Source organism: Scandinavium hiltneri (genome assembly GCF_024764835.1).
Lineage (GTDB): Bacteria > Pseudomonadota > Gammaproteobacteria > Enterobacterales > Enterobacteriaceae > Scandinavium > Scandinavium hiltneri.
Genome location: NZ_JALIGE010000067.1, coordinates 174,108 through 199,572 on the forward strand (window position 1 = coordinate 174,108; position 25,465 = coordinate 199,572).

General features: G+C 54.8%; 22 protein-coding genes and 3 tRNA genes. 11 read left to right on the top strand and 14 right to left on the bottom strand.

Features of this window, described 5'->3' with window-relative positions; genetic code table 11:
* Positions 1 to 11: 11 nt before the first annotated feature.
* From mazG to rlmD, 3 genes are all read right to left on the bottom strand, one after another.
* Entirely contained in the window at positions 12 to 803 is a 792-nt protein-coding gene (mazG, locus tag MUU47_RS02895; protein WP_258986624.1) for a nucleoside triphosphate pyrophosphohydrolase, read from the bottom strand.
* Positions 804 to 889: 86 nt separating this feature from the next.
* A complete protein-coding gene (gene relA / locus MUU47_RS02900; protein WP_258986626.1) occupies positions 890 to 3,121 on the bottom strand; it encodes a GTP diphosphokinase in 2,232 nt (743 codons plus the stop codon).
* A 108-nt stretch (positions 3,122 to 3,229) separates the two neighbouring features.
* Positions 3,230 to 4,528 (bottom strand): 23S rRNA (uracil(1939)-C(5))-methyltransferase RlmD, encoded by a 1,299-nt coding sequence (gene rlmD / locus MUU47_RS02905; RefSeq protein WP_258986635.1) that lies wholly within the window; start codon positions 4,526 to 4,528, stop codon positions 3,230 to 3,232.
* A 57-nt stretch (positions 4,529 to 4,585) separates the two neighbouring features.
* Here rlmD and barA point away from each other — a divergent pair, with 57 nt between their 5' ends.
* Positions 4,586 to 7,333 carry a two-component sensor histidine kinase BarA gene (barA, locus tag MUU47_RS02910; RefSeq protein WP_258986636.1) on the top strand — a complete coding sequence of 916 codons (2,748 nt, stop codon included), beginning with the start codon at positions 4,586 to 4,588 and terminating at the stop codon, positions 7,331 to 7,333.
* A 91-nt stretch (positions 7,334 to 7,424) separates the two neighbouring features.
* Here barA and MUU47_RS02915 read toward each other — a convergent pair whose 3' ends face one another.
* The 4 genes from MUU47_RS02915 to syd all read right to left on the bottom strand — a co-directional run bounded on the left by MUU47_RS02915 (position 7,425) and on the right by syd (position 10,183).
* Positions 7,425 to 7,868, bottom strand: a complete 444-nt coding sequence (locus tag MUU47_RS02915) for a flavodoxin (RefSeq protein WP_159758326.1) — start codon at positions 7,866 to 7,868, stop codon at positions 7,425 to 7,427.
* A gap of 16 nt (positions 7,869 to 7,884) precedes the next feature.
* The gene (truC, locus tag MUU47_RS02920; RefSeq protein WP_258986639.1) at positions 7,885 to 8,667 is read right to left on the bottom strand and encodes a tRNA pseudouridine(65) synthase TruC; all 783 of its coding nucleotides are present in this window, start codon (positions 8,665 to 8,667) and stop codon (positions 7,885 to 7,887) included.
* Positions 8,667 to 8,996 (bottom strand): YqcC family protein, encoded by a 330-nt coding sequence (locus tag MUU47_RS02925; protein WP_159773734.1) that lies wholly within the window; start codon positions 8,994 to 8,996, stop codon positions 8,667 to 8,669. The genes truC and MUU47_RS02925 overlap by 1 nt, the downstream gene beginning before the upstream one ends.
* Before the next feature lie 641 nt (positions 8,997 to 9,637).
* Positions 9,638 to 10,183, bottom strand: coding sequence for a SecY-interacting protein (gene syd, locus MUU47_RS02930; RefSeq protein WP_258986641.1), 546 nt, complete (start codon positions 10,181 to 10,183; stop codon positions 9,638 to 9,640).
* Between the two features lie 68 nt (positions 10,184 to 10,251).
* On the opposite strand from syd, the gene queF reads away from it, so the two are divergent.
* The 5 genes from queF to xni all read left to right on the top strand — a co-directional run bounded on the left by queF (position 10,252) and on the right by xni (position 16,610).
* Complete coding sequence (gene queF / locus MUU47_RS02935) at positions 10,252 to 11,097, top strand: NADPH-dependent 7-cyano-7-deazaguanine reductase QueF (RefSeq protein WP_258986642.1); 846 nt, start codon at positions 10,252 to 10,254, stop codon at positions 11,095 to 11,097.
* Positions 11,098 to 11,213: 116 nt separating this feature from the next.
* Complete coding sequence (gene ppnN, locus MUU47_RS02940; RefSeq protein WP_159773740.1) at positions 11,214 to 12,578, top strand: nucleotide 5'-monophosphate nucleosidase PpnN; 1,365 nt, start codon at positions 11,214 to 11,216, stop codon at positions 12,576 to 12,578.
* Between the two features lie 458 nt (positions 12,579 to 13,036).
* On the top strand, positions 13,037 to 14,323 hold the full coding sequence (locus tag MUU47_RS02945; RefSeq protein ID WP_258986643.1) for an HAAAP family serine/threonine permease: 1,287 nt from the start codon (positions 13,037 to 13,039) through the stop codon (positions 14,321 to 14,323).
* A 51-nt stretch (positions 14,324 to 14,374) separates the two neighbouring features.
* A complete protein-coding gene (locus tag MUU47_RS02950) occupies positions 14,375 to 15,742 on the top strand; it encodes an L-serine ammonia-lyase (protein ID WP_258986644.1) in 1,368 nt (455 codons plus the stop codon).
* A 112-nt stretch (positions 15,743 to 15,854) separates the two neighbouring features.
* Entirely contained in the window at positions 15,855 to 16,610 is a 756-nt protein-coding gene (xni, locus tag MUU47_RS02955; protein ID WP_258986645.1) for a flap endonuclease Xni, read from the top strand.
* A gap of 72 nt (positions 16,611 to 16,682) precedes the next feature.
* Here the strand turns inward: xni and rlmM are convergent, their stop codons facing one another.
* The 4 genes from rlmM to MUU47_RS02975 all read right to left on the bottom strand — a co-directional run bounded on the left by rlmM (position 16,683) and on the right by MUU47_RS02975 (position 19,689).
* Positions 16,683 to 17,783, bottom strand: coding sequence for a 23S rRNA (cytidine(2498)-2'-O)-methyltransferase RlmM (rlmM, locus tag MUU47_RS02960; protein WP_159773749.1), 1,101 nt, complete (start codon positions 17,781 to 17,783; stop codon positions 16,683 to 16,685).
* Positions 17,776 to 18,171 (bottom strand): DUF423 domain-containing protein, encoded by a 396-nt coding sequence (locus tag MUU47_RS02965; RefSeq protein ID WP_110511439.1) that lies wholly within the window; start codon positions 18,169 to 18,171, stop codon positions 17,776 to 17,778. Before MUU47_RS02965 ends, rlmM begins: the two co-directional genes overlap by 8 nt.
* A 19-nt stretch (positions 18,172 to 18,190) precedes the next feature.
* Positions 18,191 to 19,108 carry a glycine cleavage system transcriptional regulator GcvA gene (gene gcvA, locus MUU47_RS02970; RefSeq protein ID WP_258986649.1) on the bottom strand — a complete coding sequence of 306 codons (918 nt, stop codon included), beginning with the start codon at positions 19,106 to 19,108 and terminating at the stop codon, positions 18,191 to 18,193.
* Between the two features lie 353 nt (positions 19,109 to 19,461).
* Positions 19,462 to 19,689, bottom strand: a complete 228-nt coding sequence (locus MUU47_RS02975) for a YgdI/YgdR family lipoprotein (RefSeq protein WP_110511441.1) — start codon at positions 19,687 to 19,689, stop codon at positions 19,462 to 19,464.
* A gap of 191 nt (positions 19,690 to 19,880) precedes the next feature.
* On the opposite strand from MUU47_RS02975, the gene csdA reads away from it, so the two are divergent.
* Positions 19,881 to 21,086, top strand: a complete 1,206-nt coding sequence (gene csdA, locus MUU47_RS02980; protein ID WP_258986650.1) for a cysteine desulfurase CsdA — start codon at positions 19,881 to 19,883, stop codon at positions 21,084 to 21,086.
* Complete coding sequence (csdE, locus tag MUU47_RS02985) at positions 21,087 to 21,530, top strand: cysteine desulfurase sulfur acceptor subunit CsdE (RefSeq protein ID WP_258986651.1); 444 nt, start codon at positions 21,087 to 21,089, stop codon at positions 21,528 to 21,530. It begins immediately after the preceding gene.
* Here csdE and tcdA read toward each other — a convergent pair.
* Both tcdA and mltA read right to left on the bottom strand, forming a co-directional pair.
* Complete coding sequence (gene tcdA / locus MUU47_RS02990) at positions 21,527 to 22,333, bottom strand: tRNA cyclic N6-threonylcarbamoyladenosine(37) synthase TcdA (protein ID WP_110511444.1); 807 nt, start codon at positions 22,331 to 22,333, stop codon at positions 21,527 to 21,529. The genes csdE and tcdA overlap by 4 nt on opposite strands.
* Positions 22,334 to 22,351: 18 nt before the next feature.
* The gene (gene mltA, locus MUU47_RS02995) at positions 22,352 to 23,455 is read right to left on the bottom strand and encodes a murein transglycosylase A (RefSeq protein WP_258986653.1); all 1,104 of its coding nucleotides are present in this window, start codon (positions 23,453 to 23,455) and stop codon (positions 22,352 to 22,354) included.
* 197 nt (positions 23,456 to 23,652) lie between these two features.
* On the opposite strand from mltA, the gene MUU47_RS03000 reads away from it, so the two are divergent.
* From MUU47_RS03000 to MUU47_RS03010, 3 genes are all read left to right on the top strand, one after another.
* Positions 23,653 to 23,729, top strand: a tRNA-Met gene (locus MUU47_RS03000).
* 59 nt (positions 23,730 to 23,788) lie between these two features.
* Positions 23,789 to 23,865, top strand: a tRNA-Met gene (locus tag MUU47_RS03005).
* Positions 23,866 to 23,916: 51 nt separating this feature from the next.
* Positions 23,917 to 23,993: transfer RNA gene (locus MUU47_RS03010), tRNA-Met, on the top strand.
* A 118-nt stretch (positions 23,994 to 24,111) separates the two neighbouring features.
* On the opposite strand, the gene amiC is transcribed toward MUU47_RS03010, so the two are convergent.
* The gene (gene amiC, locus MUU47_RS03015) at positions 24,112 to 25,365 is read right to left on the bottom strand and encodes an N-acetylmuramoyl-L-alanine amidase AmiC (protein WP_258986654.1); all 1,254 of its coding nucleotides are present in this window, start codon (positions 25,363 to 25,365) and stop codon (positions 24,112 to 24,114) included.
* Between the last annotated feature and the right edge of the window lie 100 nt (positions 25,366 to 25,465).

Consider the following 25,465-nt stretch of genomic DNA (forward strand, 5'->3'; position numbering starts at 1 on the left):
GCAAAAAACTGTTAGAGATCAGATTCCTGCCGTTTTACCTCTTGCCATACACTTTCCATCGCTTCCAGGTCGATCCCGGTCATTTCAAGGCCTCGCTCGGCAACAATCCTTTCCACTTCGCGGAAACGACGCTCAAATTTGAGGTTCGCTTTTTGCAGCGCAACTTCAGCTTTGACCCCTAAATGACGCGATAAATTGACCGTCGCAAACAGCAGGTCGCCCATTTCCTCTTCGACCTTTGCGTCGTCGACCACAGCCTGTTTAGCTTCATGCATCACTTCGTCGATTTCTTCATAGACTTTGTCGAGTACCGGGCCCAGCGTTGTCCAGTCAAAACCGACCGTCGACACGCGTTTCTGGATTTTATGGGAACGCATCAACGCAGGCAGGCTGTGCGGAATGTCGTCGAGAGCTGAATGCTGCGATTTCTCCGCACGCTCGGCGGTTTTGATTTGTTCCCAACGCGCCAGCACTTCAGTGCTGTTCGCGGCGGTGGCATCCGCAAAAATGTGTGGATGACGGCGCTCCAGCTTGTCGCTGATGGCCGCACAGATATCGTTAAAATCAAAGCGCCCTTCTTCCTGTGCCATTTGCGCATAAAACACCACCTGAAACAGCAGGTCGCCGAGCTCACCGCGCAGATCTTCAAAATCTTCACGGCTGATGGCGTCCAGCACTTCATAGGTTTCTTCGAGGGTGTAAGGCGCGATGGTCGCGAAAGTCTGCTCTTTGTCCCACGGACAGCCGGTTTCCGGGTCACGCAGGCGTTTCATGATGACGAGCAGGCGGTCGATCTGAGTCATGGTAAGTCCTTGAAAAGTAGGTCCGGCAAAAAACGCGCCGCCGGACATTTTCGTATGATGTCCGGCGGGGCAGATTGCGGAGAAAATTAACCGCCGTGCAAACGACGCGCGTCGATGACGTCCGGCACCTGGTTCAGTTTGCCAAGCACGCGGCCCAACACCTGCAGGTTGTAGATTTCGATGGTCATGTCGATGGTGGCGAGCTGCTGTTTGGTATCGCTGCGGCTTGCCACGCCCAGTACGTTGACCTTCTCGTTGGCGAGGATGGTGGTGATATCACGCAGCAAGCCGCTGCGGTCGTTCGCCTGCACGCGCACCACCAGCGAATAGCCTGAGGAATAGCTTTCCCCCCAGACCGCATCAACGATGCGCTCCGGCGCGTGGGATTGCAGTTCCACCAGTTGATCGCAGTCGGCGCGGTGCACGGAAATCCCGCGGCCCTGGGTGATGAAGCCGACGATCTCGTCGCCAGGAATGGGCTGGCAGCAGCGCGCAATGTGATGCATCAGATTGCCAACGCCTTCCACCACTACGCGGCCGTCATCTTTTTTACGGCTGTGCGGGTTGTAGGTTTTCTGCTGCAGTTGCTTCAGCGCGGCGGCATCCTGTTCGGCAGCACTCGGCTTGTTAAACTGCGACTGCAGGAAGTTCGCCATCTGGTTGAGACGAATATCGCCGCCGCCAATGGCCGCCAGCAGTTCGTCGAGTTCATTAAAGTTGTAGCGCGGCAACAGATGCTTTTCCGCTTCCTTCAGGCTGATCCCGAGATGCGCCAGTTCATCGTCGAGGATCTGACGTCCGGCGAGGATATTTTTGTCGCGATCCTGTTTGCGGAACCAGGCATGAATTTTTGAACGTCCGCGACTGGTCGTAACGTAGCCCAGGTTCGGGTTCAGCCAGTCGCGGCTTGGGTTCGGTTGCTTCTGGGTGATGATTTCAATCTGATCGCCCATCTGCAGCTGATAGGTAAAGGGCACGATGCGACCGCCGATTTTCGCACCGATGCAGCGATGCCCCACATCGCTGTGGATGTGATAGGCAAAATCAAGCGGCGTGGAGCCTGCTGGCAGGTCAACCACGTCACCTTTCGGGGTAAACACGTACACCCGATCGTCGAACACCTGGCTGCGCAGTTCGTCAAGCATTTCGCCCGAATCGGCCATTTCTTCCTGCCACGCAATCAGCTTACGCAGCCAGGCAATGCGGTCTTCGTGACCGCGTGCGCCGCTGGATGCCGCGCCCTCTTTGTATTTCCAGTGCGCTGCCACGCCAAGCTCAGACTCTTCGTGCATCTGGCGCGTACGGATTTGAATCTCAACCGTTTTCCCACCGGGGCCTAACACCACGGTGTGAATCGACTGGTAACCGTTCGGTTTCGGGTTTGCCACGTAATCGTCGAATTCATCCGGCAAATGGCGGAAATGGGTGTGGACGATACCCAGCGCCGCATAGCAGTCCTGCAAACGTTCGGCGACGATGCGCACCGCGCGCACATCGAACAGCTCGTCAAACGCCAGATGCTTCTTCTGCATTTTGCGCCAGATGCTGTAGATGTGTTTCGGTCGACCGTACACTTCCGCTTTAACGCCCTCTTCTTTGATGGAGGCGCGCAGCGTACCGACGAACTCATCGATGTAATGTTCGCGATCGATACGGCGCTCGTGCAGCAGCCTGGCAATGCGCTTGTATTCCGCGGGATGCAGGTAGCGGAAGCAGTAATCTTCCAACTCCCACTTCAGCTGACCAATACCGAGTCGGTTGGCCAGTGGGGCGTAGATGTTGGTACATTCTTTCGCCGCCAGCACGCGTTCATCTTCCGGTGCATCCTTCACTTCACGCAGGTGCGCAATACGCTCGGCGAGCTTGATGACCACGCAGCGGAAATCGTCGACCATCGCCAGCAGCATGCGACGAACGTTATCGACCTGCTCAGAGGAGACGGAATCGTTGTGGGTGGCTTTCAGCTGGCGAATAGCGGCCATGTCGCGCACGCCGTGGATAAGCGTGACGATAGATTTACCGGCGCTTTCCTCCAGCTTTTCTTCGCTGACCACATCACTCACCACCAGCGGGAACAACAGCGCCGCTCGCAGTGAATCGATATCCATGTTCAGCATGGAGAGGATTTCGACCATCTCAACGCCGCGCCACAGCAGCAGTTCAGCGTCAGGATAACCAAGGGTTTGTTCGCGACAATAGGTCCATGTCTCGGCTAAGCGCTCACACGACTGCTGGCTGGAAACGCCCAGGCTTGCTATCCATTTAACCGGATCAAACTCACCCGCTTTATTGAGATGTGCACTGCGTACCGCAACCATTGTCCTCTCCTTTAGAGCCTATCCCATTAGGCTATTTTTACAACAATTACGCCTACCGGGATAGGCTCTTCGGGACCGGGCCTGTCGGATTCGACAAGCCTTGATTCATTATTTGTGCTCGAACAGCACCATCGACTCCAGGTGCCCAGTGTGCGGGAACATGTCCAGCATTGCCAGACGCTGAATTTGATAGCCCGCCGCCAGCAGCACTTCGCTATCACGCGCCAGCGTCGCCGGATTACAGGATACATACACCACCCGAGCGGGGGCTAATTTTACGACATGCTGCATCACGCCCGGTGCGCCCGCGCGCGCAGGATCGAGTAAAACTTTGTCAAAACCGTTTTTCGCCCAGGCCTGCAGGGTGACATCTTCTTCAAGATTTTCGTGGAAGAAGGTCACATTGTGCAGATTATTCTGTTCTGCGTTCTGCTCACCTTTCTCGACCAGCGCGGGCACGCCTTCCACGCCCACCACGCTTGCAGCGCGTTTTGCCAGCGGCAGCGTAAAGTTGCCCATCCCGCAAAACAGATCCAAAACGCGGTCCTGAGGCTGAACATCAAGCCACGCCAGCACCGTTTCTACCATCCGCTGATTCACGCCGTCGTTGACCTGAATAAAATCGCGTGGACTGAACGTTAAGCGTAGCCCGTCTGAACTGTACCAGGGCAATTCGCCGTTAACGTGTTCAACACTATCGCTTTGTGGTGCCAGCCACAGGGCCAGCGAGTGTGAATGCGAAAACTGTTCCAGTTTTGTTTTATCCGCCGACGAAAGTGGCGCGGTATGGCGCAATACCATCAGCGGACCGTTATCAGCCTGCACCAGCTCCACGTGTCCTAAATGACGAATACCCGAAAGCGACGCCAGACAGTCGCGCACCACAGGCAGCAGTGCCTCAAGCGTGGGCACCAGCACAGGGCATTGCGTGACCTCGACGATATCGTTCGAGCCAGCCTTGCGAAAACCCATCTGCAAATGCTGGGTCTTCGGTTGATAATTCACGCTCAGACGTGCACGACGGCGGTAGCCCCACGGCATCGCCGAGAGTACATCATCCACGTCATGTTTCATCATGCGCGCCAGCGCCGCCTGCTTGCTGTGCTGTTGCAGCGCCACGCTGGCATGTTGCTGCTGGCAGCCACCGCATACGCCAAAATGCGGACAGCGCGGTTTTTCGCGTTCCGGGCTGTCGTTCAGTCGACGTTTTACCTGTCCGCGCGCATACTGTTTTTTATCTTCGGTGATGCGAATTTCCGCGCCCTCATCGGGCAGCAAGCCGTTGATAAACAGTGTTTTCCCGTTATGGTGCGCTACCCCCTGGCCGAAAGGGTCAAGGTCGCTCACCGTCACGGTTATGATCTCGCGCGTCGTCACGCGGCGTTTTGCAGAGTAGAATTGCGCCATTCAGAGATTTTTCTCAAACGAAGTATGTTAACCCTGATTCTCCCATAACGGACCTCCATGACCAACTACAGCCTGCGCGCGCGCATGATGATCCTGATCCTGGCCCCGACCGTCCTGATCGGTTTGCTGCTCAGCATTTTCTTTGTCGTTCACCGCTACCATGACCTGCAGCGTCAGCTGGAAGACGCCGGGGCCAGCATCATTGAGCCACTCGCGGTCTCCAGTGAATATGGCATGAACTTACAAAACCGTGAGTCAATAGGACAGCTCATTAGCGTCCTGCACCGCCGCCATTCTGACATCGTGCGGGCAATTTCGGTGTATGACGAACACAACAGGCTGTTCGTTACGTCCAACTACCATCTTGACCCGAGCGAGTTGCAGTTGCCGAAAGGCGCGCCGCTCCCGAACCGTCTCAGCGTCTCGCGCAGCGGCGATAAGATGATCCTGCGTACGCCAATTGTGTCCGAAAGTTATTCCCCGGATGAATCGCCGACTTCGGAAGCCAAAACGCCGATCAACACGCTCGGTTACGTGGCGCTGGAGCTCGATCTGCGCTCCGTGCGGCTGCAACAATACAAAGAGATTTTCATCTCCAGCGTAATGATGCTGTTCTGTATCGGCATTGCGCTGATTTTCGGCTGGCGTCTGATGCGCGACGTCACCGGTCCGATTCGCAACATGGTGAATACCGTTGACCGCATTCGTCGTGGCCAGCTCGACAGTCGTGTGGAAGGCTTCATGCTCGGCGAACTCGATATGCTCAAGAACGGCATCAACTCGATGGCGATGTCGCTGGCGGCCTATCACGAAGAGATGCAGCACAACGTCGACCAGGCCACGTCCGATCTGCGGGAAACCCTTGAGCAGATGGAGATTCAGAACGTCGAGCTGGATTTGGCGAAGAAACGCGCCCAGGAAGCGGCACGTATTAAATCTGAATTCCTCGCCAACATGTCACACGAGCTGCGCACCCCGCTCAACGGCGTGATTGGGTTTACTCGGCTGACGCTCAAAACCGACCTCAATTCGACCCAGCGCGACCACCTCAATACCATTGAACGCTCGGCGAACAACCTGCTGACCATCATCAACGACGTACTGGACTTCTCTAAACTGGAAGCCGGTAAGCTGGTTCTGGAAAGCATTCCGTTCCCGTTGCGCAATTCGCTGGATGAAGTGGTGACGCTGCTCGCCCATTCAGCCCATGATAAAGGGCTTGAGCTGACGCTGAACATCAAAAGCGACGTGCCAGATAACGTCATTGGCGACCCGCTACGACTGCAGCAAGTCATTACCAATCTGGTCGGTAACGCGATTAAATTTACCGAAAATGGCAACATTGACGTGCTGGTAGAAAAACGCGCGCTGAGCAACACCAAAGTACAAATTGAAGTGCAGATCCGCGACACCGGCATCGGTATTCCTGAGCGCGATCAGTCGCGTCTGTTCCAGGCTTTCCGCCAGGCGGATGCCAGCATTTCACGGCGCCACGGCGGGACCGGCCTGGGCCTGGTGATCACCCAGCGTTTAGTGAAAGAAATGGGTGGCGATATTTCCTTCCACAGCCAGCCAAATCGCGGTTCAACGTTCTGGTTCCACATCAATCTGGATCTCAATCCGAACGTCGTATCCGAAAGCCTGATGACCGCCTGCCTGACGGGGAAACGCCTGGCCTATGTAGAAGCCAACGCCTCCGCCGCGCAGTGCACGCTGGATATTCTGGCGACTACGCCGCTGGACGTGGTGTACAGCCCGACCTTCTCGGCGCTGCCAGAAGACCGTTACGATATTCTGCTGATTGCGGTGCCGGTATCGATGCGTGATTTAAACATGCACGCTGACAAACTCGAACAGGCTTATCGCATGACCGACTTCCTGCTGCTGGCGCTACCGTGCCACGCGCAGGTGAACGCCGAACAACTCAAACAGAACGGCGCGGCGGCTTGTCTGCTAAAACCGTTAACCTCTACCCGCCTGCTACCTGCGCTGACGGAATACTGCCGTGTGAATCAGACCCTGGCTGTTCCCAACGGTCAGGCCGCGCGGCTGGGTATGACGGTGATGGCGGTAGATGATAACCCGGCGAACTTAAAGCTTATCGGCGCGCTTCTGGAAGATCAGGTGCAAAACGTTGAGCTGTGCGACAGCGGTCAGGAGGCGATTAACCGCGCCAAACAGATGCAGTTCGACCTGATTTTGATGGATATTCAGATGCCGGATATGGACGGCATTCGCGCCTGCGAACTGATACACCAGCTGCCGCATCAGCAGCAAACGCCAGTGATTGCGGTGACTGCCCACGCCATGGCCGGGCAAAAGGAGAAACTGCTGAGTGCCGGGATGAACGACTATCTGGCGAAGCCTATCGAAGAGAGCAAACTGCGAAACCTGCTGCTGCGCTATAAGCCAGGGCTGAGCATTCCGAAGCCTGAAGTGAACGAGCCGCACCCGCCGGTGAATCTGAATACCACCCTCGACTGGTCGCTGGCGCTGCGTCAGGCGGCCAATAAGCAAAATCTGGCGCGAGACATGCTGCATATGCTGGTCGATTTCCTGCCAGAAATCCGCAACAAAGTGGAAGAGCAACTGGTGGGTGAGAAGCCTGAGGATTTGGTGGACGCGATTCACAAACTGCATGGCAGCTGTGGTTATAGCGGCGTGCCGCGTTTAAAAAATCTTTGCCATTTGATAGAAGGCCAGCTGCGCAATGGCGTTGCGCCAGACGAACTGGAGCCGGAGTTTCTTGAGCTGTTGGACGAGATGGATAACGTGGCAAGGGAAGCGAAATTGATTTTGGGGTGACAGAGTACGCTGATGCCCAAGAGGATGGGGGCTGGTTAACGGATTCAGGAATGGGTGGCGCGTTTTGCCCTTCGGTTGAAGGGCAAACGGATCAGCTAAGCAGCGTGGCCCAGTGTTCAACCCACGGGTTGGAGACCGTTTCGGGTTCAGGATCTTCACTGGCGTCGATCATCAGCATTTCGCCGATACGCTGTGCGCCCTGCTCTTGCAGCAACGCATCGAAGCGCTTACCGCCGCCGCAGAAATGCGAGTAGGTGCTATCGCCGAGAGCGATAATACCGTAGCGCAGATGCGGCTGGTACATATCGAGAATGCCCTGATACAGCGGCACAATGCTGTCCGGCAGGTCGCCCTGGCCGGTAGTGGAGGTGACCACCAGTGCATATTTCCCCTGATAAGATTCCCAGTCGCTGACTTCAGGATCTTCAAATACCTGTGCTTTGTGACCCTGAGCCGCAAGGATCGTCTGCGCTTCTTCCGCCACCAGCAGCGCGTTTCCGTACATGGTGCCGACAAAAATGCCTACATCCGCCATTACTTTTCTCCCTGAATCATTCAGTTATGAGGTCATCCTGACTGTTGTCCGGCGTAAACTCAACCCTTTCAACGTCGGGGAGAAGTCCACGCCAGCCGAAATGTGACATTGCCTGCATCCAGACATCATCCAGGCTTGCACGGATAACCAGTGGCTCGCCGGTAAACGGGTGCGTGAGGTGCAGTTCGCTGGCATGCAGCATTAAGCGATCGCAGCCAAAGTTTTCCGCCGCACTTCGGTTCTGGCGTAAATCGCCGTGTTTACTGTCGCCGAGGATCGGGTGACGCAGATGGCTCATGTGACGACGCAGCTGATGCTTGCGCCCAGTTTTCGGTTCCAGTTCGACCAGACCGTAGCGCGTGGTCGGGTAACGCCCGGTCGGCACCGGCATTTCAACCGTCGCCAGACCGCGATAGTGCGTCACCGCAGGCTGAGCTTCTTTGTCATCACGGGCAAATTTATCCGCGATTTTGTCCAGTTCTTCCACCAGCGGGTAGTCGAGCAATTCCTCTTCCATCAGCCAGCCGCGCACGATGGCGTGGTAGCGTTTCTGGATCTGGTGTTGCTCAAACTGCTGTGAAAGACGACGGCCCGCTTCGCTCGATAACCCCATCAGCAGCACGCCGGACGTAGGTCTGTCGAGACGATGAACGGTAAAAACATGCTGACCAATCTGGTCGCGCACGGTTTGCATGACCACCACTTTTTCATCGCGATCGAGCCAACTGCGGTGAACTAACCAGCCTGACGGTTTATTAACGGCGACCAGCCATTCGTCCTGATAGAGGATCTCGATCATCAATCATCCACGCCCGCAAATAGGGTATCTAGCTGCTCAAGCTCCGGCAGAATAATGGCGCGGAAAGGATGGCTCGCATCCATGGCAATTTCATAATAGGGCGCAACGGCGAAGCTCTGCGGCAGCGGCTGCTCGTTGTCGATCAGCTGGTGCATGCGTGGCAGCAGCACCCATTGCAGCCACTCCAGTGGCTCCAGCGTATCCATGCAGAAAGGTTGTGTGCTTTCGAAAACGCTGGCGTCAGGTGCGGTGTCCTGCCAGTGCTGATGCTCGCGCAGCTGCGCTTCAATAGCATTAAGGCGCTGGCGAACGCGGTCGTGATGGGTCATGAAAACCTCGGAAAATACGTCGAAATGAAAATCTGTGGCGCAGGATATCATCGGTGGCGAGGAAATAAAAAAGGGAGCACTGTTTGCACAGTGCTCCCGGTTCGTTTCGCAGCAGTCCAGCTACCTTTGTTGCTCCCTGCTCATCCGTGAAAACTTTTCCTATGGTCTCCTGACCTGTTCATCCATAAACTATTGCATCCTGCTCGCACCACCCCGATGCGATTCGACTTATCCGTAAGTTTGTCCTGATCTTCCTGATCCGCCGGGCATCCTGACCGGTTCTCTTTCTCCATCCTGGAGGTGTCCGTTAACGCATCCTGCGTAATCCTTTCGCTTCGATCCAGAAGCCTGTCCTTGCAGCACCATCCTGGTGTATCCCGCTGAAACGTCATCATCCTGATGTTCGTTTCGTTTCGCGACTCCCTGTCGACGTGTATAGAATCCTCTATTACGCTTCGTCTTACAAGCCTCTTGTAAGACAACACACCTGTCTCTTTTCATATGAAAGCTAAGACTTTTAACTCTAAGCCTTTGATAAAAATAGAATAGGTATTGGACGAAGCGGTAATCTCGGGCTTACACGCTGGCGATCTCTCACAAGGTTTGTAAGAGATGTCTCACAAGGACGCCAGGCATATGGATTACAAAAGAGGCTCAAGGTGGCTGAGGAAACTCGCGACAGACGCAGAAAGCGTGGTGCGATTGCGGGTGCCAAGGGTCTCGAGGACCACTTCGCCCGTGAGATTACAGACGGAAACGACATCCAGCTCGCTGTCGAGCGTACCAATAAACAACGTCGGTGGAAGCTTCAGACGTTTCTGCGTGACCAGATGACCAATCAGGTTTTCCTGCACTCGCTGAAAATCATCCGGGCTCCAGACCTGCAGCAGCGTAAGCTGACGCTCGCCGAACGTTGCAGGCATGTCACCGGCAAACTGGCTGGTATAATAAGTTTGAAGCGGCTGTTGTACCACAATGTCCATCGCCCTTTCAACCGCTTCCAGAGTCGGTTCAAGATTGAACGGCTGAGGCTGCCAGAAGACCGCGTCGTCATCGGTGGACGTCACGCAGGGTGAAGGAACGCCGTGCAGCTCTTCGCTTCGCGGCAGCGTGCCATGGCGTTGCTGCCATGCGTTGCAATAACGTTGGGTAAATGCCTGTAAGGCTCTCGCGGTCTGCTGATCCACTGCTTTCTCTCTCCAGGTCAACCAGGATAAACTCAGTCCATAGTCTACCTGCTTTATGACGGTGAAACATGTCTTCTTATGAAAACCACCAGGCGCTGTCTGGCCTGACGCTCGGTAAATCAACTGATTACCACGATATTTATGACGCCAGCCTGCTGCAACCAGTGCCGCGCAGCTTAAACCGCGATCCGCTCGGGCTGCACGCCGGTAACCTGCCATTCCACGGAGGCGATATCTGGACGCTGTACGAGCTTTCCTGGCTGAATACAAAAGGATTACCGCAGGTTGCCGTCGGCCACGTTGCGCTGAGCGACACCAGCATTAATCTGGTGGAATCCAAAAGCTTTAAGCTGTATTTGAATAGCTTCAACCAGACCCGTTTCGCTAACTGGGAAGAGGTTCGCGCCACGCTGGAGCGCGACCTGCGCCATTGCGCCCAGGGCGATGTGACCGTCGCGTTATACCGTATAGATGAAATGGAAGGTCAGCCGATTGCCCATTTCCACGGGGCTTGCATTGACGAACAGGACATCGACATCGACAGCTACGAATTCAGCGCCGATTACCTGCAGGATGCCGCCGGCGGGAAAGTGGTAGAAGAGACACTGGTCAGCCATCTGTTGAAATCAAACTGCCTGATTACCCATCAGCCGGACTGGGGTTCAGTGCAAATCCAGTATCGTGGGCCTCAAATCAACCGTGAAAAACTGCTGCGTTACCTGGTCTCTTTCCGCCATCACAACGAGTTTCACGAACAGTGCGTCGAGCGTATCTTCAATGACATTCAGCGCTTCTGCCAGCCTGAAACCCTCAGCGTATACGCGCGTTACACGCGTCGAGGCGGACTCGACATCAACCCGTGGCGTAGCAATACCGATTTCGTCCCGGCCATCGGGCGCCTGGTTCGCCAGTAACATAAATAATTTCAAAATAAAGCGCGGCTTCGGTCGCGCTTTCTCTTGTTAAAATCTGATCGGCAAGGCTATTGTAATCATTAGGGAAGACGTTATTCGTCCCGTAAGGAGTTCACTTGATTACACATATTAGCCCGCTTGGCTCAATGGATATGCTGTCGCAGCTGGAAGTCGATATGCTGAAAAGCAACGCCAGCAGCGATTTGTACCAGCTGTTCCGCAACTGTTCACTGGCAGTGCTCAACTCAGGCAGTCTGACCGACAACAGCAAAGAACTGCTGTCACGCTTTGAAAGTTTTGAAATCAACGTGCTGCGCCGCGAGCGCGGTGTAAAACTGGAACTGATTAATCCGCCGGAAGATGCCTTCGTTGACGGGCGCATCATCCGCTCCCTGCAGGCGAACCTGTTTGCCGTCTTACGCGATATTCTGTTTGTTTACGGACAAATCCATAACACCGTCCGCTTTCCGAACCTCGACCTGGAAAGTTCGACCCACATTACCAACCTGGTGTTTTCGATCCTGCGTAACGCCCGGGCACTGCACGTCGGTGAAGCGCCGAGTATGGTGGTGTGCTGGGGCGGTCACTCCATCAATGAAAACGAATATCTCTATGCTCGCCGCGTCGGCACTCAGCTTGGCCTGCGCGAACTGAACATCTGCACCGGCTGCGGCCCGGGTGCAATGGAAGCGCCGATGAAAGGCGCCGCCGTTGGTCATGCTCAGCAGCGTTACAAAGAAGGCCGCTTTATCGGCATGACCGAGCCGTCGATCATCGCCGCTGAACCGCCGAACCCGCTGGTGAACGAACTGATCATCATGCCGGATATCGAAAAGCGTCTGGAAGCATTCGTGCGTCTTGCCCACGGGATAATCATCTTCCCGGGCGGCGTGGGCACTGCGGAAGAGTTGCTGTACCTGCTGGGGATCCTGATGAACCCGGCCAACAAAAACCAGGTTCTGCCGCTTATCCTCACCGGTCCGAAAGAAAGCGCGGACTACTTCCGCGTGCTGGACGATTTCATCGTGCATACGCTTGGTGAAGCGGCCCGCCGCCACTACCGCATTATTGTGGATGACGCCGTCGAAGTGGCGCGTCAGATGAAAAAAGCGATGCCGCTGGTAAAAGAGAATCGCCGCGACACCGGAGATGCGTACAGCTTCAACTGGTCAATCCGTATCGCGCCGGACTTGCAACAGCCGTTCGAACCGACGCACGAAAACATGGCGAACCTGAAACTTTATCCGGACCAACCGGTGGAAGTGCTGGCCGCTGACCTGCGCCGTGCCTTCTCGGGCATTGTGGCGGGTAACGTGAAAGAAGTGGGCATTCGAGCGATTGAACAGTTCGGGCCGTACAAAATTCACGGTGACAGCGAAATGATGCGCCGGATGGACAACATGCTGCAAAGCTTCGTCGCACAGCATCGTATGAAACTGCCAGGCTCAGCCTACATTCCCTGCTACGAAATCTGTTCCTGATCCTCTCTTCCTGACCCCAGGGCGGCGCATAGCCGCCCTTCTTTTATCTCCAATACCAATCGATTGCGTCCACGAACTAAGCGGCAAATATTCATTTAAATTATGTTAATGCGCGCAAAACATCTGTTTTTGTCACTTTTTTCAGCAAAAGATACATTTTAGTCGTACTAAACATTCATGTTTAACACTGCCGACGATAGCTTTTACACCCATAAATCCCAGCTTATTTTAAAAAATCAGCCTGATGGTCTAATAACCTTCCATCTTAAAGTGTTTTATTGCATTTGGGATCGAGATCACTGATACATTGATAACTTAAATGTATCTTTCCGGCCGAAAACAATCACGGGCAAAAATCATAAGAAAACCCCGTTTTACACGAATTTATTTTACCGTCAGCCACTTATTCATTGGATTTGACTAAAAAACTGACAAATTGCTTCCTCCAGGAGATATAGATGGAAACCATTCAAACCAGCACCATAGTGTCGACAGAAAGTCGTACCGGATGGCGTAAGACGGATACGATGTGGATGCTGGGCCTTTACGGCACGGCTATCGGTGCGGGCGTTCTGTTCCTGCCAATCAACGCCGGTGTCGGCGGTATGATCCCATTGATCATCATGGCAATTCTTGCCTTCCCAATGACCTATTTCGCTCACCGTGGCCTGACTCGCTTCGTGCTGTCTGGTAAAAATCCGGGCGAAGACATCACCGAAGTCGTTGAAGAACACTTTGGTATCGGCGCAGGTAAACTGATTACCCTGCTGTACTTCTTCGCTATCTACCCAATCCTGTTGGTGTACAGCGTGGCTATCACTAACACCGTTGAAAGCTTCATGACCCACCAGCTGGGAATGACGCCGCCACCGCGTGCCATTCTGTCTCTGATTCTGATTGTCGGCATGATGACCATCGTGCGCTTCGGCGAACAGATGATCGTTAAAGCGATGAGCATCCTGGTGTTCCCGTTTGTTATCGCGCTGATGGTGCTGGCGTGCTACCTGATCCCACAATGGAACGGCGCGGCGCTGGAAACGCTGTCTTTGAGCAGCGAAACAACCGGCAAAGGCCTGTGGATGACCCTGTGGCTGGCGATCCCGGTAATGGTGTTCTCCTTTAACCACTCACCGATCATCTCTTCCTTTGCTGTGGCAAAACGCGAAGAGTACGGAGACGATGCTGAGAAGAAGTGCTCCAAAATTCTGGCCTTCGCGCACATCATGATGGTTCTGACCGTCATGTTCTTCGTGTTCAGCTGCGTGCTGAGCCTGTCTCCGGTGGATCTGGCTTCCGCGAAAGAACAGAACATCTCGATTCTGTCTTATCTGGCAAACCACTTTAACGCTCCGCTGATTGCCTGGATGGCACCGATTATCGCCATCATCGCCATCACCAAATCCTTCCTTGGCCACTACCTGGGCGCACGTGAAGGCTTTAACGGCATGGTGATTAAATCTCTGCGTAGCCGCGGTAAAACCATTGAAGTAAGCCGTCTGAACAAGATGACTGCAGTGTTCATGCTGGTAACGACCTGGATTGTCGCGACGCTGAACCCAAGCATCCTTGGCATGATTGAGACTCTGGGCGGCCCGATTATCGCGATGATCCTGTTCCTGATGCCGATGTACGCCATCCAGAAAGTCCCTGCGATGCGCAAATACAGCGGCCACGTCAGCAACGTATTTGTGGTCATCATGGGCCTCATCGCCATCTCCGCGATTTTCTACTCCCTGTTCGGTTAATCCCCCGCGCCGCCTACGGGCGGCGCTTTTCTTTCTGGCAATGGACGCATCATGATCAGCGTATTCGATATTTTCAAAATCGGTATTGGTCCTTCCAGCTCCCACACCGTGGGGCCAATGAAAGCGGGTAAACAATTCACGGATGACCTCATTTCGCGCGAGATCCTGACCGACATCACCCGCGTGGTGGTGGATGTATACGGTTCGCTCTCCCTGACCGGAAAGGGCCACCACACCGATATCGCCATCATTATGGGCCTGGCGGGTAACCTGCCGGATACCGTTGATATCGATTCAATCCCGTCATTCATTCAGGATGTGAACACGCATGGCCGACTGCTGCTGGCGAACGGTGAACACGAAGTCGAGTTCCCGGTAGATCAGTGCATGAACTTCCATGCCGACAATCTTTCCCTGCATGAGAACGGTATGCGCATTACCGCGCTAAGCGGCGAAAATGTCGTTTACAGCCAGACGTATTACTCCATCGGCGGCGGTTTTATCGTTGATGAAGACCATTTCGGCCAGAGCAACAGCGCGCCGGTTTCGGTTCCTTATCCCTACAAAAACGCCGCCGATTTGCAGCGCCATTGCCAGGAAAGCGGCCTGTCGCTGTCCGGCCTGATGATGCAAAACGAACTGGCGCTGCACAGCAAAGAAGAGCTTGAGCAGCACTTTAATGCGGTGTGGGACGTAATGCGCAGCGGCATTGAACGCGGCATCACCACCGAAGGCGTGCTGCCAGGTAAACTGCGCGTGCCGCGCCGCGCCGCCGCACTGCGCCGGATGTTAGTGAGCCAGGACAAAACCACCAGTGATCCCATGGCGGTGGTGGACTGGATCAACATGTTTGCGCTGGCGGTAAACGAAGAGAACGCCGCCGGTGGCCGCGTCGTGACTGCGCCAACTAACGGCGCCTGCGGGATTGTTCCGGCAGTTCTCGCGTACTACGACAAGTTTATCCGTGAAGTGAATGCGAATTCGCTGGCGCGCTACATGCTGGTGACCAGCGCGATTGGCTCACTCTACAAAATGAATGCCTCTATTTCCGGTGCGGAAGTGGGCTGTCAGGGCGAAGTCGGTGTGGCCTGTTCCATGGCGGCGGCGGGCCTGGCGGAACTGCTGGGCGGAAGCCCGACGCAGGTGTGCATCGCGGCTGAAATCGGCATGGAGCATAACCTCGGTTTAACCTGCGACCCGGTCGCTGGTCAGGTTCAGGTGCCGTGTATCGAACGTAATGCGATTGCCTCGGTGAAAGCGGTCAATGCCGCGCGTATGGCACTGCGCCGTACCAGCGAGCCGCGCGTGTGCCTCGATAAAGTCATCGAAACCATGTACGAAACTGGCAAAGACATGAACGCCAAATACCGCGAAACCTCTCGCGGCGGCCTGGCGATGAAGATTGTTACCTGCGATTAAACGCGCCTCAGACGCCTCGTTTTGCGAGGCGCCTTCCCGAATTCCCGCCGTTACATAGCCTCATTATCTTCACGGTGTTACCCTACGCGCATTGCTATCAAGGAGGGTAACCGTGGCCATTCATCTGCTTATTGTCGACGCACTGAATCTCATTCGCCGTATTCATGCGGTCCAGGGTTCACCCTGCGCGGATACCTGCCTGCACGCGCTGCAGCAGCTGATTGTACACAGCCAGCCGACGCACGCCGTCGCGGTGTTTGACGACGAAGCCCGTAACCAGAGCTGGCGCCACCAACGTTTGCCGGATTACAAAGCCGGACGCTCACCGATGCCGGAAGATTTGCATGCGGAAATGGACAACATTCGCAGCGTCTTTGAGCAGCACGGCGTGCGCTGCTGGGGCTCTGCCGGCAATGAAGCCGACGATCTCGCCGCGACGCTTGCCGTGAAAGTCGCCGGCGCGGGGCATCAGGCCACTATCGTGTCAACGGACAAAGGCTACTGCCAGCTGCTTTCGCCCACTATTCGCATCCGTGATTACTTCCAGAAACGCTGGCTCGACGCACCGTTTATTGCCCAGGAGTTTGGCGTTACGCCGCAACAGCTCCCGGACTATTGGGGGCTCGCCGGGATAAGCAGTTCAAAAGTGCCGGGCGTGGCGGGTATTGGCCCGAAAAGCGCCACCGAACTGCTGGCACAATTTCCAACGCTCGAAGCGATTTATCAGCATCTGGATGACGTGCCGGAGAAGTGGCGTAAAAAACTGAGTGAACATCAGGAGATGGCGTTTATCTGTCGCGACATTGCGAGGCTACAGACGGATATTCAGATAGATGGGAATTTGCAGCAGCTGCGGTTGGTGAAGTAGCTTCCTCGTCCGCGGTGTTTTTTAAGCCCGGCAAGCATAGCGCCGCCGGGCAAAGAAGGTTCAGGGGTAAAATTAACGCTCGTCGCGACGCCCACCCACTGCGGCCCAAAGACGACGGACGTGAACCGTCACTTCTTCTCGATCGTGGTAAAGCTGACGCGCCTGAATGTGCGCATTGATTCCGTGCTCATCGAGCTGCGCCTGAATGTATGCCAGATTCTGCGACACTTCTTCATAACGCTTTTTCATCGGCAACTTCAGGTTGAAAATGGTTTCACGACACCAGCCATTGACCAGCCACTGCGCCATCAGCGCGGCAACTTTGGCCGGTTTCTCGACCATATCGCACACCATCCACGAAATGTTGCTGCGGGTTGGGCGATAGCGGAATCCATCTTCACGCAGCCAGGTCACCTGCCCGGTGTCCATCAGGCTTTGCGCCATCGGGCCGTTATCGACAGACGACACCCACATGTTGCGTTGGACCAGCTGATAGGTCCAGCCCCCCGGGCACGCCCCCAAATCCACCGCATACATGCCGTTTGCCAGACGCTCGTCCCACTCATCGGCAGGAATAAAGACGTGGAACGCTTCTTCCAGTTTGAGCGTGGAGCGGCTCGGTGCCTCGGACGGGAATTTGAGGCGCGGAATACCCATGTAGTACGGGGAGTTGTTGGTCGTCAGCGAGTAACCGACGTAGCAGCAGCCCGGCGCGATAAAGAACACATGCACCACCGGACGCTTAGGCGTGTCATAGCCCGCCAGCACGTTCACTTCACGCAGCGCCGAACGCAGCGGCACGGTGAACTTACGGCAGAACTTCATCAGCTCTTTGCTTTCGTTGGTATCAGCAACTTCAACACGCAGATCGCCACCTTTCTCAACCACGCCCACCAGCATCCCGACCACCGGAGTGATACGGTCTTCCGGTGGAAGGTCAGTCAGCAGTTCGCAGGCCACAAACATCTGACGGGCGAAAATCAGTGAGCTGAACGGCAATTCACGGATCAGTTTCTCCGCATCGTCCGGCTGATAGCACTCGAAAATCACATAGCCCGAGTTCTCTTTAACTCGGGCAAAACCAAATACGCCAAGGCGTGACGCCTTGTCAGAAATCTCTGCTGCGCACTCTTTCTCAAAACCCTGACGGCTGTAGAGGACAACCTTATTCATGCGCGACACCTTTACGCTTTAAACGAATAGCACCAATGAGCATCAGCACCCAACCGGCGAGGAAGCATACGCCACCTACCGGAGTAACAAAGGCCCACAGGCGTAAATGCGACAGCGCCAGACAATACAGGCTGCCGCTGAAAAATACGGTTCCCAGCGCCATAAATACGCTGCTCCAGTAGAACCAGATACTGATCCGGCGCTGCATAGCGACCGCCAGACCGAAAATCGCCAGGGTATGGAACGCCTGATATTCGAGACCGGTCTGGATCCAGCCCATCTCAACCACGCCGAGCGATTTACTTAAAACATGTGCGCCGAACGCACCCAAGGCAACAAAAACGAAGCCACTGATAGCGGCAAAAATCAGCATGAAGCGACTGGTCATGTCATTACCCTAAATTCATTTATTGTTCGTAACGGAAGCGGAATTTTTCTTGCTCGCTTGCCGCCTTCGCCAGTATCCACTGGCGGAATGCAGCTATTTTACCCAGTTCCGCCTGGCTGTCATGGCAAACGAGGTAAAACGCATTCTTGCTGACCAGCACATCATTAAACGGGCAGACCAAACGGCCCGCCTCAATTTCGGACTGCGCCATCACGTTGTTGGCCAGTGCTACCCCTTGTCCATGGATAGCCGCCTGCAGCACCATCGCGCTGTGGCTGAAAATCGGTCCCTGTTGAACATTGATATGATTTAAGCCCAACTGGCGAGTATACGTTTGCCAGTCGCGACGAGAAGCATCATGCAATAGCGTATGTTGCGCCAGATCCGCAGGCGTCTTCAACGCCTTCTCACCGGTGAGTAACAACGGCGAGCAAACGGGAAGCAGATATTCGGCGTACAATTTTTCGACACGCAGACCGGGCCAGTTACCGCGCCCATAAAAAATCGCCACGTCGACATCGTCCGCCAGCTTATCTTCCTGACGGTCCACGGCCTGGATCCTGACGTCGATTCCCGGATAAGCTGAGTTAAAGCTTGTAAGACGAGGCACCAGCCATTGAATGGCAAAACTTGGCAACATACTGACCGTCAGTGCGCCTTTGGCACTGCGCGCCTGCAGTTTACGCGTTGCTTCGGTTAATTGCGAAAAGATCTCTTTGATATCCTGGAAATAGCTCTGCCCTTCTTCGGTCAGCAAAAGCGAACGATTGCGGCGGCGAAAGAGTTTCAGGCCCAGGAAATCCTCGAGTGACTTGATCTGATGGCTTACTGCGGCCTGAGTCACAAAGAGCTCATCGGCGGCGCGAGTGAAGCTGAGATGGCGGGCAGCGGCATCAAATACACGTAATGCATTCAGAGGTGGTAAACGCTTCGACATGGTTGTTTTAGCTTAGATGTTAACTAGTTTTAACAATTAGATTACATCATGTAACCTATTAGTTTTTTTTATCTGAGCCATTATAATTTGTCCGTTGAGCTTCTACCAGCAAATACCTATAGTGGCGGCACTTCCTGAGCCGGAACGAGAAGCTTTTTTCGGAATGCGTGTTCTGATGGGCTTTTGGCTTACGGTTGTGATGTTGTGTTGTTGTGTTTGCAATTGGTCTGGAGTTCAGACCTCGGTAGCGAGACTACCCCCTTTTCACTTCCTGTACATTTACCCTGTCTGTCCATAGTGATTAATGTAGCACCGCCATATTGCGGTGCTTTTTTTTGCTTTAAATTCAAGCGTTAGTTATCCATTTCGACCATTTCTTTCACGTCGGTACGGTTGATTTGCTGCTTGTTACCGTTCGCATCTTTATACGAAATCATCCCGGTATCACTGTCCGTTTGCGGCTTACCATCAGCGATAATGGTACGGCCATCATTGGTATGCATCACATAGTTGGGGCCAGAACAGGCGCTCAGGGCAAACGTCAGCATACAGGCAGAAATGATTGCGGCAGTCTTGTTCATGTTTTTCTCCTTTAGCGTTTAATGCTGGATTTAAAGCTTCAATTAACAGGCTAAAACAATCGCCTAACATAATTCAGCATAACGCACTGTCAGCACTTCGCCACAAATACCGGAGAATTCTGAGGGTTACTCCTGGCCTTGCTCTGCCGCGAAATATGCGCGACGATCCCAGGACTGGAATGAGGAAAACCATGAACGCATTCAACCCGGCGCAGTTTCGCGCCCAGTTTCCGGCGCTGAGCGATGCCGGGGTCTATCTCGACAGCGCCGCCACCGCGCTAAAACCGCAGGCCGTCATTGACGCCAGCCATCAGTTTTACAGCCTGAGCGCAGGCAACGTACACCGCAGCCAGTTTGCCGCCGCGCAAAAGCTGACTGCGCGTTATGAGGAGGCCCGCACGCAGGTCGCCACACTGATTAACGCGCCTGACGGCAAAAACATTGTCTGGACTCGTGGTTCCACTGAGGCCATTAACATGGTCGCGCAATGTTATGCCCGCCCACGCCTCAAGCCTGGCGATGAAATTATTGTCAGCGAGGCTGAACACCATGCGAATCTGGTTCCGTGGCTGATGGTGGCGGAACAAACCGGCGCGCAGGTGATTAAGCTGCCACTGGGCGCTGGCCACCTGCCGGATGTCGAACAGCTTTCCTCATTAATCTCCTCCCGAAGTCGTATTCTGGCGCTGGGCCAGATGTCCAACGTCACCGGCGGCTGTCCGGATCTGGCGCGCGCAATCCAACTGGCTCATGCCGCAGGCATAGTGGTCATGGTTGATGGCGCCCAGGGTGTGGTGCATTTCCCGGCCGACGTTCAGGCGCTGGATATCGACTTCTATGCCTTTTCCGGTCACAAGCTGTATGGCCCGACAGGCATCGGCGCACTGTACGGTAAACAGGAATTGCTGGACGACATGACGCCGTGGCTCGGCGGCGGCAAGATGATTACTGAAGTCACTTTCGACGGATTCAAAACCCAGCCGGTGCCGTATCGTCTTGAGGCGGGAACGCCCAACGTCGCTGGCGTCATTGGCCTCAGCGCTGCGCTGGAGTGGCTGAGTGAACTCGATATTGTGCAAGCGGAAAGCTGGAGTCGCGGACTGGCGACGCTTGCCGAAGACGAACTCTCGCGCCGCCCCGGCTTTCGCTCGTTCCGCTGTCAGGATTCCAGCCTGCTGGCGTTTGATTTCGACGGCGTGCACCACAGCGATATGGTGACATTATTGGCAGGGTACGGCATCGCCCTGCGCGCCGGGCAGCACTGTGCCCAACCGTTACTGGCGGCGTTAGGCGTCAGCGGCACACTGCGCGCCTCATTTGCACCGTATAATACGCAGGAAGATGTTCATGCATTGGTGAACGCCGTTGACCGCGCTCTTGATTTACTGGTGGATTAAATGACAAGCCCCGCTCTCGCCGGACACCCGTTTGGCACGACCGTCACGCAAGAGACATTGCGTCAGATTTTTGTCCCGCTGAACCAGTGGGAAGACAAATACCGTCAGCTGATCCTGCTCGGGAAACAACTGCCTGCGCTGCCAGAGGAATTCAAGGCTGAAGCGGACGAAATTGCCGGATGTGAAAACCGTGTCTGGCTCGGCCACACGCGTCTGCCGCAGGGCACCCTACATTTTTACGGCGACAGCGAAGGCAGGATCGTTCGGGGATTATTAGCCGTGTTGTTGACGGCCATTGAAGGCAAAAGCGCGGATCAACTGCTGGAGTGCGATCCGCTGACGTTTTTCGATGAGCTAGGACTGCGCACTCAGCTCAGCGCATCCCGCAATCAGGGGCTGAATGCGCTGCGCGACGCAGTACTCAACGCCGCGCAATCGGCTTAACTCTGGCGTTCCGCCTTCGCTAACATTTTCTTCAGCGCATGGGACACCGCGACGAAGCCGAACGTCGCGGTCACCATCGTCGCCGCGCCAAAGCCGGAGGCACAATCCATTCTCTTCGGCCCTTCAGCAGTGCTTTTCATCGCACACACTGAGCCATCAGATTGCGGATACACCAGCGCCTCAGTAGAAAACACACAGTCTACGCCCAGCTTCCCTTTGCCGTTCTTCACCACCCCGAAATCACTCTTCAGACGCTCGCGCAGTTTTGCCGCCAGCGGATCCTGAATCGTTTTCGCCAGATCGGCGACCTGGATCTGGGTCGGATCGATTTGCCCGCCTGCCCCGCCGGTTGTGACCAGCGGCACTTTGTAACGACGACAGTATGAGATCAGCGCCGCTTTCGGACGCACGCTGTCGATGGCGTCAATCACGTAGCTAAAGCCCACCCCCATATATTCAGCAACGTTATCTGGCGTCACAAAATCATCGACGACGGTGACGCGGCATTCCGGGTTGATCTGACGAATACGCTCCGCCATCACCTCGGCTTTAGCGAGCCCGACGTTGCCACCGAGCGCGTGGATCTGCCGATTGGTATTGGTGACGCAAACGTCGTCCATATCAATCAGCGTAATCGCCCCGATACCGGTACGCGCCAGCGCTTCCGCCGCCCACGAGCCCACGCCGCCTATTCCAACGACGCACACGTGCGCTTCGGCAAACACCTGCAGCGCTTTTTCACCATATAAACGTGCCGTGCCGCCAAAACGTTGGCGCCAGGCATCGCTAAGAACGACTGACATAAAACCTCAAACTACTTGTTAACCGCTAAAGACATTACCGTTCCCGGCACCTGGTGCGCCACGCAGTACCCAAACGCGACCGTAATGGTTGTACCAGCCTGCACGATGGCCGGCGTCTGCACCAATACCCTGATAGATGTCGAAGTGCTGACCTTTGATTGCGCCGCCAACATCCAGTGCCACCATCAGACGCAGTTCGTAGCGACCGTTAAACTTACCGTTATTGTCCAGCTGCGGCACTTCAGCCAGCAGGGTGGTGCCCGGTGGAATAACGCTGCGATCCGACGCGACAGACGCACGGCCAATCAGCGGTACCGCGCTCGCCCCTTTCACCGGTGCAAACGACTGCGGCTTAAAGAACACGAATGACGGGTTCGCTTCTAATAAAGAGCGCACTTCCGCTTCACTATGGGTTTCGCCCCAGTGACGGATGGCCTGCATCGACATATCTTCTCTCTTCACTTCACCGCGGTCGATAAGCACTTTACCGATGCTGCGATACGGCCAGCCGTTTTTACCGGAGTAGCTAAAGAAGTTAAGCGGGGAGCCATCACCATAATCAATGTATCCGCTGCCCTGCACGTCCATGATGAAGTTATCCATCAGGGAGTTGCTGTAGGCGAGTATATAGTTGTCGCTCAGCGCACCCGCGTAGATTTCCGCGCGGGACGGCAGACGGCCGCGTTTCGGCGGCATCCGGTAAATCGGATACTGGAACTCACCCTGACGCGTGTGGCGTGCTTCTACGACCGGCGTGTAATAGCCGGTGAACTGCACGTTGCCGTAGTTATCTGCGCCCTGCATCTGCCAGGCGTCCAGACCATACTGCTTCAGGGTGCGGGTATCGCCCCCGGCCTGCAGCCATTGCTGAATAGCTGAGAACACACCGCTCTGGCTACCATAAAGGCGCGGCGATGCATTACGTATCTCATTAACCTGCTGGGAGAAGTCACCGGCGTTAATCGGTGCACCAACGGCATCCGGCTGGTTCACCAGGGAAAAAGGCTGGTTGAACGTTCCGTCCTTATATTGCTGACCGCGATCGGTCGGTTTGGAGGAACAGGCGGCGAGCATCGTCATCAGCGCACCTGTTGCCAGAATTTTTGTCCAACGTCCTTTCATGGTCTCTCATCTTCTTTCATCTGCTGAATGCGTGATGAAGATAACAAACCGCCAGGGCTATTGAAATGTGATAACGTGCCACGCGCCCCGTTTTGAGCAAAAAATATGCTACTTGTAGTGTTTTTATACACTCTTCATCATTTCTGCAAAAAAGGGTTGCATCAAAACGCGACCAGCGTATAGTGCGCTTCCACGGACGCGGGATGGAGCAGCCTGGTAGCTCGTCGGGCTCATAACCCGAAGGTCGTCAGTTCAAATCTGGCTCCCGCAACCAATTAAGAGATATAGAAAGTGTGTAGAAAGGTTTACCTGATGGAAGGGTAAACAATCGGACGCGGGATGGAGCAGCCTGGTAGCTCGTCGGGCTCATAACCCGAAGGTCGTCAGTTCAAATCTGGCTCCCGCAACCAACACATAATATGAAGTAGAAGGTTTACCTGATTTGAGGGTAAACAACCGGACGCGGGATGGAGCAGCCTGGTAGCTCGTCGGGCTCATAACCCGAAGGTCGTCAGTTCAAATCTGGCTCCCGCAACCACTTCATGAAACATTAAGCACCTTAACGGGTGTTTTTTTGTATCTAAAATTCAGTCTTCTCCCCCTAAAAGTAAAAAAAATGACGCCTTCCGGCGCCACTCTCTTCTTTCCTGATGCACTTACCCACGTCGCGCGAGCGTCGCCCCATCAGCAAAGTACGCTTTGATCCCAGCCAGAATCGACTCTGCCACTTCCTGCTGGAAGGTTGCGGTCTTCAGCTTACGCTCTTCTTCGACGTTACTGATAAATGCGGTCTCAACCAGAATTGACGGTATATCCGGCGCTTTCAGTACGGCGAACCCGGCCTGCTCAACCCCATTTTTATGCAAGTTGTTCACTTTACCGAGTTTACCCAGTACCGCTTTACCAAATTTCAGGCTGTCGTTAATGGTCAGGGACTGCACCATGTCGAACATGGTGTGATCGACGTAGCGATCGCCGCTTTTACTGACGCCCCCGATGAGATCCGAGGCATTCTGAGTTTGTGCCAGATATTTCGCTGCGGTACTGGTGGCTCCTTTGGTCGAGAGCGCAAACACCGATGAACCGCTCGGCTGGCGACTGGTAAACGCATCGGCGTGAATCGAGACAAACAGGTCGGCGCGCTGTTTCTGCGCCTTGGCCACACGCACTTTCAGCGGAATGAACACGTCTTCATTACGCGTCATATACGCTTTCATGTTGCCTTCTTTCTCGATAAGCGCCTTCAGGCGACGGGCGATTTGCAGTACCACGTCTTTCTCGCGGGTGCGATATTTCCCCACTGCGCCGGAGTCTTCGCCGCCATGACCTGGGTCAAGCATGATGACAATCGGCCTGTCGCGCCCTGCTTTACCAGGCTGTGGGCCGCTCTGGGCTGGCGGTACCTGTTTATCCAAATCGCCTTTGTTGTAATCTTCCAGCAGCGCCAACAGCGGATCCTGCACTTCCGTCGCCGTGGACGGGTAAAGATCCATCACCAGACGCTCTTTAAAGCCCGCGACTGCCGCCAGGCCAAACAACTGAGGTTTGACGTTTTGCTTAAGCTCAAACACCATGCGCACGGTTTGCGGATCGAACTGCCCGACGCGCGCGGATTTGATGTACGGATCGTCATCGCGGATCTGCGCACTCATGCCTTTAAGCACCGAGTTGAGATTCACGCCTTCGAGATCGACCACCACCCGCTCAGGGTTGCTAAGCGCAAACTGCTTATATTTCAGCTCATGGCTGGATTCTATCGTCACGCGGGTATAGGTGGACGAAGGCCAGACGCGCACCGCCACCACTCGACTTTCAGCGGCCAGACCCACCTGACTTACGCTGAGCAACCACATCGCCCCCGCCCCTTTTAATAAGCGACGACGTGTTAATCCTGACTGACTTCCAGACATGCCTCTCCCAAGCAAAAAATCAATTTAGCAATTTGTACGGCTGGTTTGACCGAAAACTTTAACCAAACCCGCATAAACTGTCATCTATAAAAGGGTAAAC